Genomic DNA, 13,551 nt, shown 5'->3' on the forward strand with positions numbered 1-13,551 from the left:
CCATGGAACAATTCAGACTCCCCAAAATACCAATGCCGGAGCTTGAGCTGCCGCAATCGATTCAGGCGGTTCTGCAAGAGGCTGAAGAAAAGCTTGCGCACCGTCCAAAGCTGCTTCAGCTGTTCAAGAACACTTTCCCGAACACGCTGGAGACAACAACCAAACTGATGGAGGATGGCACGACATTTGTGATTACCGGTGATATTCCGGCCATGTGGCTGCGCGATTCGGTAGAACAGGTGATCCATTACATTCCGTTTGCGAAGAATGATCCGCAGCTGCAGCGGATTTTAAGCGGATTGATCAAACGCCATTTTCAATATATTCATATCGATCCTTATGCCAATGCCTTTAATGAATCGGCGAATGACTGGCATTGGAATACAACCGACGAAACCGAAATGTCCCCATGGGTATGGGAGCGCAAGTTTGAGATTGATTCGCTATGCTTCTCCGTTCGTTTGGCCTACCTGTACTGGAAGGAAACCGGACTTACGGATGTGTTCGACGCCAACTTCAAGTCGGCTATGATCAAGATCATCGAGCTGTTTAAAACCGAGCAGCACCATTTCGAGAAATCGCCTTACCGTTTCACGCGGGATAACGGAATTCCAACGGATTCGTTGCGCAATAACGGGCTCGGCATGCCGGTGAATTATACGGGCATGATCTGGTCCGGCTTCCGTTCAAGCGATGACGCTTGCGACTTCCACTACAATATTCCGGGCAACATGTTCGCCGTTGTCGCCTTGCGTCAAATGCAGGAATTCGCGGAATGGGTATTCCGGGACATGAAGCTGCTCGATGAGCTGAAACGACTCGAAGCCGACGTGGATCACGGGATTCAGTTGTACGGCATCTACCGCCATCCGGAGTTTGGACCCATCTACGCCTATGAAACAGACGGTTACGGGAATTACTGCTTGATGGATGATGCGGGAACCCCTGGACTCATGTCCATCCCTTATCTGGGGTATTGCTCTGCAGATGATCCGATCTATCAAAACACCAGACGGTTTGCGCTAAGCAAAGAGAATCCTTTCTACTACGAGGGCGCTGTTGCCAAAGGAATTGGCAGTCCGCATACACCGCCGGATTACATCTGGCATATGGCATTGTCGATGCAGGGAATTACGGCACAGACGGCCGAAGAGAAGCTGGAGATGATTGCGCTGCTGGAAGCGACCGATGCCGATACCGGCTTTATGCATGAAGGCTTCCATGCCGACGATCCAAAAGTCTTTACTAGATCTTGGTTTGCCTGGTCCAACAGCCTCTTCTCGCAATTGGTGTATCAGGCGATGAAAGCAGGTATTCTATGAGCGGGCGTCTGATTGTATTCTACGATCCGTCCTTTCCGGCAGCAGAAGCTGCCGGTTTGCCGGCTAGCGCGGCGGCCCTGCATGCATTCGATGTCGTGTGTCGTGCTGAGGATTTGGCTGAAGCGCTGGAATCTGCAGGTGGACAGGGCGCAAGCTTTGTCAATTTGCATGCGCCTTACTTCCCGAAAAGCGCCTGGAGAGCGATCCTGGGCTTTCTGAGAAATGGCGGCGGTCTTGTCAGCGTAGGCGGTGCCCCCTTCAAACGCCCTGTCCGTATGGAGGATGGCGCTTGGGTGGTGGAGCATGAACAGACGGCATACCACCAGCAGCTCCACATTCACGAGGTGCTGCCAGTAGACAGCGGACGCGTCGACCATTTAACTGCAAGTGACGTTATTCCGGTTATGGAGAGCTGCCATGAGCGGTTATCCGTCCGCGATACGTGGAACCTGGTTCCGCATGTCACCAAAAGCAGTGACCTGCCGCATCAGATGGGATCGGCCGGGCCGATGGATACACGGATTTATCCGCTTCTTAAGGGGACCACGGCGAAGGGACGAGAAGTCGCGGCTCCTGCCGTTTTGTGGGAAAACGTCGGCGGACCTTTCTTGGGCGGACGCTGGATGTTTGTGAATCAGCCTCTCTCAACCTCTTTCTGGGAACAGGATGGAGGAGATGAGGTACGGCGCTGGGCGGCATTCTGCGCAAAGGGCATCACCGAGCTGTGGATCAAGCCGAATTATGCGGCCTACGAGTCCGGCGAGCGCGCGATTCTGACCCTGCAGGCACAACGTCTTGGCCGGAGCTTACCCGTACAAGAGCCGCAGAGCTGGACATTCCGCATCTCCGTCAAGCACGACCAAGATGAGTCCTTATCATGGCATCATTCCGAGACGGTGGATGTGACCGGACAATTTCATGTGCAGCGCATTCCGGTTATGCTGGATATCAAGCCTGGATCCTATCGGGTCGTATGTGAAGCTGAAGGACCGGATGGAGAAATCCGCGTGCTGAGACAAGGGTTCTGGGGAACAGATTCCGAGCTTTTGCAGGCGGGAACGCCTGTAACCTGCAATCGGGATTACTTCATCAAGGATGGCCGCCCGCTGCCTGTTGTCGGGATGACTTACATGACCTCCGATGTAGCGCGTAAGTTCCTGTTCCTTCCGAACACGGATGTATGGGACCGCGATATGGCACAGATGCGTAATGCGGGCATCAACTGGATTCGTACCGGTATCTGGACCGCATACCGCAATATTATGCAGGTGGACGGTCATGCATCCGAAGAGGTTTTGCGTTCGATTGACGCCTTCCTGTTAACGGCGAAGAAGCATGATTTGCAGGTGACATTCACGTTCTTCTCCTTCACCCCGGAGACTTGGGAAGGTCAAAATCCTTACCTCGATCCGCGAAGTGTGGAAGCGCAGAAGCGTTTCATACGTTCCATCATTAGTAGACATAAAGATACGAAGAATGTGGACTGGGATCTGATTAACGAGCCATCCATGTTTGATCCGCCGCAGATATTCTCGGACGGACCGCGTTCCGCGAAGGATCCATTCGAGAAACAAGCTTATATCGACTGGCTGAAGAAGCGCCATGGTTCGATTGAACGTCTGCAGGAACGCTGGAATATGACAGCCGATCAGCTGCCGGGTTTTGACTCCGTGGTTCCACCGGAGCCTCAAGTCATTAATTTTGACGTTCAAGACATGCATCAAGGGAAAAAAGGCACCCAATGGCTTGATTACGCACTGTTCTCCATGGACATGCATAACCGTTGGGCCAAGGAATTATATGACGATATTAAAGAAGTATGCCCGGATCATATGGTTACCGTTGGACAGGACGAGGCGCTTGGCGCACAGCGTCCATCTCCGTTCTTCTATGCCGAAGCCGTAGACTATACGACGGTCCACTCCTGGTGGTTCAACGACTATTTGATCTGGGACGGCATCTTTGCCAAAACGCCGGATAAACCGAACCTGATTCAGGAAACGGGCATCATGTACGTGGAGACACCGGATGGCCGGGCGAAGCGAAGCGAAGCCGAGCTGCGGAATTTGCTGGAGCGCAAGTATGCTTACGCCTTCTCAACAGGGGGCGCAGGAGCCATTCATTGGATCTGGAACACGAATTTCTACATGGACAATGCCAATGAATCGCATATCGGAGCTGTCCGCGCTGACGGTACGGAGAAACCGGAAGCGGATGTGTCGTATGATTTCGGCGCTTTCATGGAAGGCATCCGGGATATGTTTAAAGGCCGGAAGCTGGAAGAGACCGCGGTCATCTTCCCTTATTCGAACGATTTCTCGAACCGTAAGCTCGCTTTTGAAGCAACGACCAAGGCGACGCGCGCACTTGCTTACGAGCTGAACGTGCCATTCCGCGCTGTCGGGGAATATGATTTAAGCTCGCTGCGTAACCATCCAGTGAAGTTCGTCATTCTGCCGAGCGCGCACAATGTAGATGACCAGGCGTTTGCCGAGTTGATGGATATCGTGAAGGAAACGGGAGCTACGCTGCTTCTGACAGGTCCTATCAGTCTGGATGCATATTGGCATCAGGTCGATCGAATGACCGAGGAGCTGGGCGAGAGAAAGCTGGCGAATGTGCGCCGGGAAGAAAGCTTGCGCATTGGGGATACTACATGGTCTGCATCGTATGGCCATCGGAAGATTGCCGAGCTGAGCAAAGAAATTCCGGCAGGCAGCGGAGCGAAACCGGCTGATCTGGCCGGCGACTCTATCGTGGACGTGAAGCTTGGAGCAGGGCGTCTTCTCTGGAGCCCGCTTCCCGTAGAAATGAATGATCGAATCGACACCATTTCGGCTTTATATCGGTATGCATTGGAGCTGTCCGCTGCAGACACTGGACTGATCTGGCATCAAGGCGGAGAACATTCCGGCGTATATGGACGCAAGGTAACGTTTGAAGAAGGAGCTCTCTTCGTATTCGGCTCGGAGCAATCGTGGGACACGAACGTTGAGGTAAAGGATCCTTCCACAGGCCTCATCTATTCATTCGTGCTGGAAGCGGATCGTTCGGTCTTGTTTGCAGTTGATGCGAGCGGTGACCTGTTATCGCTGTACCGTCCGGATGAGGTCGAAATCACGGTATCGAAGGGCTAACATAAGGGGGACTAAGCAAACGATGGATCAATCCAGAAAAGCACATATTATTTCGCATACTCACTGGGACCGCGAGTGGTATTTACCGTATGAAAAGCACCATGTGCGGCTGATCGAGCTCATGGACAGCTTGCTTGAGACGATGGAGAAGGACTCGGAGTACCGCAGCTTTTTCCTTGATGGCCAGACGATTATTATCGAAGATTATTTGCAGGTGAGACCCGAGAAGAAGGAGCAGCTGGAGAAGCTGATCACGGATGGTCGCATTATGATCGGTCCATGGTACATTCTGCAGGATGCCTACCTGACAAGCAGTGAAGCCAACGTGAGAAATATGCAGATCGGACACCAGGATGCCGAGCGATACGGCACAGTTGCCAAAATCGGTTATTTTCCCGATACATTTGGACTTACAGGCCAAATACCGCAGTTGATGCTGCAGTCCGGCATCGATAATGCCTTTTTCGGCCGGGGCGTGAAGCCAACGGGCTTTAACAATACCGTCTCCGACAGCGGCTATGAGTCCTCATTCTCAGAGCTGATGTGGGAAGGTCCGGACGGCTCCAAGGTGCTGGGCATCCTGTTTGCCAACTGGTACAGTAACGGTAACGAGGTTCCCGTTGATGAAGCGGAAGCGAAGGCATTCTGGGACCGCAAGCTGGCGGATGCCGAGAAGTATGCTTCCACGCCTGAGCTGCTCTATATGAACGGGTGTGACCATCAGCCGATACAGACTGATCTTCCGGAAGGCATCCGTACAGCGAAGAAGCTGTATCCGGATACGGAGTTTATTCATTCCAATTTTGACGATTATCTGACAGCCGTTCGGGAGAAGCTGCCGCAGGATCTTTCCTCCGTAAAAGGAGAGCTGCGCAGTCAGCGTACCGATGGATGGGGAACGCTCGTGAATACCGCTTCGGCACGTGTGTACCTGAAGCAGATGAACCAGCGCGGCCAGACCTTACTCGAAAAAGTGGCCGAACCGCTTGCATCCTACGCGAGCCTGCTGGGCAAGGAGTATCCGCATCATCTGTTCACCTACGCATGGAAGACCTTGATGCAGAATCATCCGCATGACAGCATCTGCGGCTGCAGCGTGGACGAAGTTCACCGCGAAATGGTTACCCGCTTTGAGAAAAGCGCACATGTGGCTGAAAATATCGTGGACGACAGTGTTCGCGTCATTGCAGATGCCGTTGACACGAGCGCCTTCGAGCAGTGGGGATCCGATCCGCTGCCGCTTGTTGTATTCAATACGACGGGTTGGAGCCGCAGCGGTACGGTCAGCATCGAGCTGGACGCGAAACGGCTCTATTTCCGGGAAGGTTACTCCTTGGAGGAAACCAGCCGCCGGATGAAGGAAATCGACTTGTCCGGCCGCGTGCTGGTTAACGCTCAAGGACAAGCTGTGCCTTGCACCGTTGAGGATCTGGGTCTTCAGTTCGGGTACGATCTGCCGGACGACCGTTTCCGCCAGCCGTATATGTGCCGTCGTGTGAGACTCACCTTCGAGGCAAGCGCAATTCCGGCAATGGGATTGACTTCTTATGCTTGGGTGAAGAGTGAAGTGAAGCCTGCCGAGGTTGAATCCTTAATCAGCAATGCCAATGTGATGGAGAATGAGCTGATCAAGGTTGAGATCCAAGGGGACGGTTCCTTCGCCTTGACGGATAAAAAGAACGGACAAGTATACCGCGATCTGGGCGTCTATGAAAACACCGGAGATATCGGTAACGAATATATGTACAAACAGCCGGATGGCGAAGCGGCATTGACCACGAAAGGCCAAACCGCCCAAATTTCGGTTCTGGAAGATACGCCTTACCGCGCATCCATTGAAATCGTTCATAACTGGTCCATTCCGGCTATGGCCGACAGCAAGCTGGATGAAGAGCAGCATGAGCTTGTATATTATCCAAACCGCAAAGCGCAAAGATCGAGCGAGATGGTGCCCATGCGCATTCGTACCGTGGTCAGTCTGAACCGCAGCGGCAAAGGCGTGGAGATTGAAGCGACGATGGATAATCAGGCGAAGGATCATCGGGTGCGTGCATTGTTCCCAACGGATCTGCAGGCATCGTCACACAACGTGGATTCCATGTTTGAGGTGGCAACGCGGGATAACGAACCTGCTGCCGAATGGGAGAACCCGAGTTATACGGCTCACCAACAGGCTTTCGTTGACGTTACGACGGCTACTGCAGGGTTGACGGTAGCTAACCAGGGATTGAATGAATATGAAGTCCTGCGTGACGGCCGGAATACCATCGCCGTTACATTGCTTCGTTCCGTAGGCGAGCTCGGTGATTGGGGGTACTTCCCTACACCTGAGGCTCAGTGCATCGGCGTTCATACCGTACGTATGGAGGTCATTCCGCATCAGGGAGACGGCATGAAGTCAGGCGCATACGCTGAGGCTTACCAGTTCCAAATTCCATGGACGGTTGCACAGACCGGAGTCCATGCCGGCGCCGTCGCATCGACTTCCGCACCGCTTGAATGGAGCCATGAAGAGCTTGCGTTCTCTTCCCTGAAAGTGAATCCGAAGACCGGGGATCTGATGCTGCGCTGGTTCAATATGGCGGGCACGGATACAGAGCTGAAGCTGAAATCTTCTCTACCTTCCCGGGGCGTTTATAAGAGCTCTATTCTGGAAGTAGAGGGTACGGTTCAAAGCTTTGATAATCAAGAAAGCTTCACGCTGCCGGTTAAGCCTCACGAAATCGTGACGCTCGGCGTTAAAGTTACGGTCAAGTAAACATTTATTAGATACGGCTGGGAACATGACATCCCGGTCCAGCAAGGCCCGATTCCGAGTTACAAGGATCGGGCCTTACTGTCTTGCATAATGAAAATAAAAAGCTGCTCTCCCTAGGCCTTAATGGGGGTCAGTCCCCATGGACGGTTGGAGGGCAGCTCTTTATTTTACTCGGCATGATTATTGATTCTTCTCTTGGGTATGGTCTTTCTCGTAAGCAATCAGGGTGATATCTTTGCCCGTAAGCTCGGCAATTTTGGTCTCAGCATCTTCAATCGCTTTCAAGGTACCTTCATTCCCATTGAGTGAGGCAATTTTATATTCCTCCGAATGGATGTCCATGGTTAACTCCCCCCTTAGATGGTTGATTCAAATATAATGTATAAGTTATCCTATACAAGATGGTTACATACCTTTATTCAAAGAAATGGAAGGAGAGTCTTGGAATGAAATACTTTTTGATGATTGTCACTGCAATGGTCGTTTCGATGACTTTGAATTCCACAGCAGTCGTGGAGAAGAGTGAGGTTAATGTAACTGGCTCATCGGAACAAATACAACCCGAGGAAAAAGCAGCAAATAGTAAGCCTGCGCAATGGAGCGAGGGATTTGTTGTATGGAGTGGTGGAAACTCTTACAAAGTATTGAAGCATGCCGTGCTTCCTTCTTTTAAAGCCGGAACCAAGCTTGGAGAAGTGAGCCGCGAGATCGATCATGCGGACGTTGCGGATCATCGTGCTCCAGAGGGAGTACGGTTGGAAGATGGAGATAGCAGTTTACCTGTCGGAACGGCCATCTATCAGTTGGCTGGGGCGCCTGCTGAGAAGGTGCTCTTGGTTGAAATGGATGGACAATATTATAAAGCTGTCAGACAATATGAACGATGATCGATTCCGTTTATGGGTGGGTGTGAATCATGATTCAATTTGAAAGACTGCACCATGTCAGCTTGGCCGTACGAAATTTGGAGACAGCGAAGGTGTTTTACTCGGAGGTGCTGAGGTTTCAGGAGCTGCCGCGACCGCCGTTTGCCTCCAAGGGTGTCTGGTACGCTGTCGGAGACCAGCAGCTTCATCTGCTGGAGCATCCCATCAGTGATACGCTGCGGGAGCGCGGAATCGATACGACGGACGGGCATTTCTCGATCTGGGTGAAAAGCTACCGCGAGACGAAGGAATGGCTGGACCGAATGAATGTCGAGTATGTGGCTAATCCCGACAGCGTTGCCGGCTTTGCCCAGATTTTCGTGCTGGATCCAGACCGCAATATCATTGAATTCGGAGCGGAGTATGGATCGTAAACGCTAAATTTTAAAAAAGCCAGACACATGAATGTGTTTGGCTTTTTTGCGCTCTTATTTTTGGATGAGGACGGGGGTATTCATTTTCACTTTGTCGTAGAGCCAGCGTACGTCTTTATTATGCATCCGTATACAACCTGCCGATACGTATTTTCCGATCGAGTTGGCGTTGTTGTTTCCATGAATGGCATAAGCGTAGCTGACTCTGCCGTTTACTTTCACATTAATGCCGAGCCAGCGATCCCCTAGCGGATTGCGGGGGTCTCCTCCCTTGATGCCTTCCTTGTAGTAAGGTCTGTTTTTCACTTTTTCGTGGATTTTGAACAGGCCTTCTGGCGTATAGGAGGGCTTTTTGCCTGTAGCGACGGGAAACGTTTTAATGACCTTGCCTTTTTCATAATACGTCAGTTTGTTGGTGGATTTATCAATAACGATAAACTGTGCGTACTTGCTGTACTTACTGTCCAGCTTCTGTCCGGAAGCGCCATGGGATACGACGGGGAAAAAGAAAACCAGCAGTAAGGTGAAGATCAGTATGCGGCTGATGCCCTTAATGATGTCCGATCACCTCTTTTCGTTCTCCCCCATATATATGCAGCTATTCGCGAATGTTGACGGAAATGTGCATAAGCGGAAAAATAGAACAAGTTGTTTTCAAAGAGAAATATAAGGAGGAGAGGGGATTTCTTCAAGAGGCTTTTCGTGTTGAACACAGATGCCGCTTGAAAACGACACCAGTGTCGTTTATGATAAAATAAGTTTAAAACGACACTGATGTCGTTTATGCAAAGGTGAAGTTCGTGGAATCGCTATTCATGTTAAAGGGCGGGAGAGTGATGACTCATGTGTCCACGGGTTAGTGAGGAATACAAACAGGAGAAGAAGCATGAAATATTGAGGGCGGCCAGGCGCGTTTTTATCAGAAAGGGCTATGCCCGCACCGTGATGCAGGACATTATGGATGAAGCGGGCATGTCCCGCGGAGCCGTGTATGCGTATTTTGATAATGTGGAGCATGTATTTATAGAGGTCCTCCGTTTTGACGACCAAGAGACGCTCCGTTTTTTTGAACCGGATCCGCAATATCCGATATGGAATCAGTTGATGGACTGGGTTCAGAAACAGCAGGGTGATCTATCGCTAATCCGGCATTCGCTTGTATTGGCCAGGGCAGAATTTTTCCTGTCTTCCTCTTATGTTCATGCCAGGAAGGATTATCCCTATATAACCGAACGATATCAACTGACTGTTGAGGCCATGGGACGGGTCTTTCGGAAAGGTCAGGAGCAAGGGGAGTTTCGGCCCCGATTGGAACCGGAAGCCATCGCGCGATATATGATCTCGTTTCTGAACGGACTTATGCTGGATACCTTCCAGCTCGGACCGACGATGACTTGCGTACCGGAGCAGCTGGAAACGTTCATCCAATCTCTCTGCGTAATGTTAGATCCGATATCAATAGAAACATGATTATGGAAAGGGTGCTTGTTGATGCTATTTAATTCTGCTAGATTGACATGTCGAAAAATGACGATGAATGACGCGGAGCTTTATCATACCTGGCGTAATGATCTCGAAGTGATGCAATCCACCAGTCCTTGCCTGGATGCTTATCAACTGGAGGAAACAAAGGACTTCGTTCAGCATGTGATCCTGGGCTCTTCCTCCTCGAAGAGCTATCTGATCCTGTTGAAGGATACCGGCAGACCGATCGGCATCATGTCATTGGTTCATATCGATACCAAGAACCGGAATGCGGAGTGCATCATCGACATTGGCGAAAAGACTTTTTGGGGCAAAGGGTACGGCTTTGAAGCGATGACGCTTTTGCTCGATTATGCTTTTTTGGAACTGAATCTGCACAGGGTAAGCTTGCGAGTATTTTCCTTCAACCATAAAGCGATCAAGCTGTATGAAAAAATCGGATTTGTCCACGAGGGCAGCTCCAGGCAGAGCTTGTACCGGAATGGCGTCTGGCATGACATCGTGCATATGGGGATACTGCAGAGTGAGTATGCGTCAAAAGGTTGATTTTCCCCTACTTCCATAATAAGGTAGGTATGTGAAGTCAATGAGGGAATGGAGAATCATATCATGTCCGAAAATGAAGTGTTATGGATTCAAGACCTGCGCATGAAATATGATAATCGTTATGTGCTGAACGGTATCGACTTGGAGGTACGCCGCGGCGAGATGATTGGATATATCGGTCCGAACGGAGCGGGGAAAAGCACGACGGTCAAGATCATGCTCGGGCTGGTTGAGGGGTACACGGGGACAGTCCGCATATTCGGTCAGGATATTTCCGATGGGAATATCGATTACAAACGGAGAATCGGATATGTCCCCGAGGTGGCCGAATTGTACGATCAGTTAACGGCTGCCGAGTATTTGACCTTTATAGGCGAGTTGTACGGACTTACATATGATGCAGCGGATGATAAGGCGAAGCAATTGATGGAATGTTTGGACATGGAAAAGGCCTATCACTCGCGGATCGCTACGTTTTCAAAAGGAATGCGGCAAAAGGTGCTGCTGATCTCGAGCCTGCTGCATGACCCTGATCTATTGTTTCTGGATGAGCCCTTAAGCGGGCTGGATGCGAACAGCGTGATGGTGGTCAAGGAAGTTTTGGCTCAACTCTCGGCCCAGGGCAAGACGATTTTTTATTCCTCACATATTATGGACGTCGTTGAGAAAATCAGCAGCCGGATCATCCTGCTTGCTGACAGCCGGGTAGTGGCAGACGGAACGTTCAAAGAATTACAACAGCATTCCCATGAGGGGTCCCTGGAAGAAGTGTTTAATCAGCTGACGGGGTTCCATGACCATGCCCGTATTGCGGAACGGTTCGTATCGATCATTCGGGAGGGAAGTTGATATGGGGGGATTGGAATCATCGTTTCGAATGCTGAAGATACTGGATCGCTTTCAGGGAATTATTTCGAGAATGGGTGTCGACTATGCAACCCTGCGCAGGATCCTCCATGTCAAATTGCTGATGGATTCGAGGCGTGCACCTGTCATATTATCTTCAAGCAACAGGAAGAAAGAAGAAGAGCAGGACAAGAACCTGTTTGTCAGCTCCCTCTGGCTGTACGGCTTAATCGGGCTTGTCCTGACGCCGTTTGTGTTCTGGAGCGATCCGGAATATTTAATGCCGATGAGCATCCTGTCTGCGATCCTAATGTTCTTGATCATGAGCTCCATGATTTCAGATTTCTCTTCCGTGCTCCTTGATGTGCGCGACCGCAGCATTTTGATGACAAAGCCGATCGACGGTCGTACGGTCGGGTTGGCGAGATCGATTCATGCTGGAATTTACTTGCTGCTGCTTACCGGGGCGCTCTCAGCAGGCTCACTGGTCGTAGGATTGATCAAGCATGGCGTGCTGTTCTTTCTGATCTATATCCTGGAGTTAATTCTGATGAATATGCTCATTCTGGTGAGCACTTCCTTGGTTTATCTGTTGCTGCTTAAGTATTGGGATGGAGAGAAACTGAAGGATCTGATCAATTATGTACAGATTGGACTTTCCGCCGCGCTGGCCATTGGCTATCAGTTTGTGATCCGTTCCTTTGATCTGATTGATTTCAATTTGGTATTTACGCCGGCCTGGTGGCAGATTCTGCTTCCGCCGGTGTGGTTTGCGGCTCCATATGAGTGGCTGTTTGGCGAGGGGAGCGGGTGGCTGACCGTTCTCTCGTTGCTGGCTGTACTGGTACCGATTGTGCTTATGATCGTTTATGTCCGTTATATTCCTTCTTTCGAGCAGCATCTGGAGAAGCTGGCTCACAGCGATGCGGGAAAAGGGCGGGAGCGCGGGCGATTGGACAGATTCTTGGCCAAATTGGTATGCCGGTCGCGCACGGAGCAGGCTTGTTTCCGATTATCTTCCAGCATGCTGAAGAATGAGAGAGAATTTAAGTTTAAAGTGTATCCAACACTCGGATTGTCCGTGTTACTGCCTTATTTATTTTTTGTCTCCACAATCCGCAACTCCTCATTGACCGAAATCAGCCAGGGATCGTCGTACTATGTACTGCACACGATGCTTATTATGATTGTAACGGTCGTTATGATGCTGAAATTCTCCGGCAAGCCCAAAGCCTTCTGGCTATTTGGCGCAGCCCCGATGCCAAGCATGAATCCATTATACCAAGGGGCGTTAAAGGCTTTTGCGGTCAGAATGTTCCTGCCGCTCTTCACTGTGAACGCGGTCATATTCCTGATTCTGTTCGGAAGCCGGATTATCCCGGATGTTCTCATCGTATTCCTTACCGGCTTGGTGTTGATTCCTTTATCAGCCAAGGCAATTCTGCGCACTCCACCGTTCTCTCAGGCGTTTAATATGGCTCAGCAGAAAGACGGCTGGTGGGTGCTGCTTTTCTTCATTGTAGTGGGCGGATTATGCGGTTTGCATTATGCAAGCAGCATGCTTCCCTATGGCATGTTAGCATATATCCTCATGCTGCTCGTTGCGAATGGATTGGCATGGACCAAGCTGTATAAGTGAATCGGGGAATGACAGGAAGAGGAGGGGAAGATGAAGCGGATTACGCTAAGAGGATAAAATATGGACCAGCTGCCGGGTAAAGAACCATACCGGGTGCAGGGTTATGTGAATTAGATCGGGCAGAGAGGAAGGATCAAGACTAATTCCCCAGTCTCCTTCGCTCCACCCGGATAGCATGGATGGAGGCCCGGGTGCTTCCAAATTATAGGTTTCCCGTAATCGATTTATTGTTTCTTGGTTGAGCGAGCTGTTGTCTTCCCCGTAGGTTGTATGTGGTCCGAATGTTAGTAAAAGAACGATTAGGCATAATAAAGTCTTGTTTCGCAATGTTATATTCTCCTTAGGAAAGGCACCCGAGATGGATGCCTCTTCTTTCATTTTTTAGATTGTAAATGCTTGAACAGGAACGTAGGTTCGTATATAATAGAGATATAGCAAATTAACTTCCTAATTCACTCTTCACTTCATAGATCCATGATGGATTCCCCCACTTATGTATTTAATTACCTGTTGTTATG

General features: G+C 50.4%; 12 protein-coding genes. 10 read left to right on the forward strand and 2 right to left on the reverse strand.

The genetic code is table 11. From position 1 onward, the window contains the following. Positions 1-2: 2 nt before the first annotated feature. Genes BJP58_RS29710 through BJP58_RS29720 form a run of 3 tightly spaced genes read left to right on the forward strand, consistent with a single transcriptional unit; the run spans position 3 to position 7,217 of the window. Entirely contained in the window at positions 3-1,322 is a 1,320-nt protein-coding gene (locus tag BJP58_RS29710) for a glycoside hydrolase family 125 protein (RefSeq protein WP_194541705.1), read from the forward strand. Beyond that, positions 1,319-4,459, forward strand: coding sequence for an alpha-amylase family protein (locus BJP58_RS29715; RefSeq protein WP_194541706.1), 3,141 nt, complete (start codon positions 1,319-1,321; stop codon positions 4,457-4,459). The genes BJP58_RS29710 and BJP58_RS29715 overlap by 4 nt, the downstream gene beginning before the upstream one ends. 22 nt (positions 4,460-4,481) lie before the next feature. Continuing rightward, the gene (locus tag BJP58_RS29720; protein ID WP_194541707.1) at positions 4,482-7,217 is read left to right on the forward strand and encodes an alpha-mannosidase; all 2,736 of its coding nucleotides are present in this window, start codon (positions 4,482-4,484) and stop codon (positions 7,215-7,217) included. A 180-nt stretch (positions 7,218-7,397) separates the two neighbouring features. Here the strand turns inward: BJP58_RS29720 and BJP58_RS29725 are convergent, their stop codons facing one another. Continuing rightward, positions 7,398-7,559 carry a hypothetical protein gene (locus BJP58_RS29725; protein WP_194541708.1) on the reverse strand — a complete coding sequence of 54 codons (162 nt, stop codon included), beginning with the start codon at positions 7,557-7,559 and terminating at the stop codon, positions 7,398-7,400. A gap of 104 nt (positions 7,560-7,663) precedes the next feature. Between BJP58_RS29725 and BJP58_RS29730 the strand changes: the two genes are divergently transcribed. Both BJP58_RS29730 and BJP58_RS29735 read left to right on the forward strand, forming a co-directional pair. Then, entirely contained in the window at positions 7,664-8,104 is a 441-nt protein-coding gene (locus BJP58_RS29730) for a hypothetical protein (protein WP_194541709.1), read from the forward strand. Positions 8,105-8,133: 29 nt separating this feature from the next. Then, positions 8,134-8,517, forward strand: coding sequence for a VOC family protein (locus BJP58_RS29735; RefSeq protein ID WP_194541710.1), 384 nt, complete (start codon positions 8,134-8,136; stop codon positions 8,515-8,517). A gap of 54 nt (positions 8,518-8,571) precedes the next feature. On the opposite strand, the gene BJP58_RS29740 is transcribed toward BJP58_RS29735, so the two are convergent. After that, complete coding sequence (locus BJP58_RS29740) at positions 8,572-8,925, reverse strand: L,D-transpeptidase (protein WP_253300999.1); 354 nt, start codon at positions 8,923-8,925, stop codon at positions 8,572-8,574. Between BJP58_RS29740 and BJP58_RS33790 the strand changes: the two genes are divergently transcribed. From BJP58_RS33790 to BJP58_RS29760, 5 genes are all read left to right on the forward strand, one after another. Then, the gene (locus tag BJP58_RS33790) at positions 8,830-9,039 is read left to right on the forward strand and encodes a hypothetical protein (RefSeq protein WP_233354802.1); all 210 of its coding nucleotides are present in this window, start codon (positions 8,830-8,832) and stop codon (positions 9,037-9,039) included. The two genes, BJP58_RS29740 and BJP58_RS33790, sit on opposite strands and share 96 nt — an antisense overlap. Before the next feature lie 321 nt (positions 9,040-9,360). Then, a complete protein-coding gene (locus tag BJP58_RS29745; protein WP_194541711.1) occupies positions 9,361-9,987 on the forward strand; it encodes a TetR/AcrR family transcriptional regulator in 627 nt (208 codons plus the stop codon). Between the two features lie 21 nt (positions 9,988-10,008). Further along, complete coding sequence (locus tag BJP58_RS29750) at positions 10,009-10,548, forward strand: GNAT family N-acetyltransferase (protein WP_194541712.1); 540 nt, start codon at positions 10,009-10,011, stop codon at positions 10,546-10,548. 63 nt (positions 10,549-10,611) lie between these two features. Then, entirely contained in the window at positions 10,612-11,397 is a 786-nt protein-coding gene (locus BJP58_RS29755) for an ABC transporter ATP-binding protein (protein WP_194541713.1), read from the forward strand. Position 11,398: 1 nt separating this feature from the next. Then, complete coding sequence (locus BJP58_RS29760; RefSeq protein ID WP_194541714.1) at positions 11,399-13,033, forward strand: hypothetical protein; 1,635 nt, start codon at positions 11,399-11,401, stop codon at positions 13,031-13,033. The last annotated feature ends 518 nt before the right edge of the window (positions 13,034-13,551 follow it).

The sequence above is a fragment of the Paenibacillus sp. JZ16 genome (assembly GCF_015326965.1).
In the GTDB taxonomy this organism is placed as follows: Bacteria; Bacillota; Bacilli; order Paenibacillales; family Paenibacillaceae; genus Paenibacillus_AQ.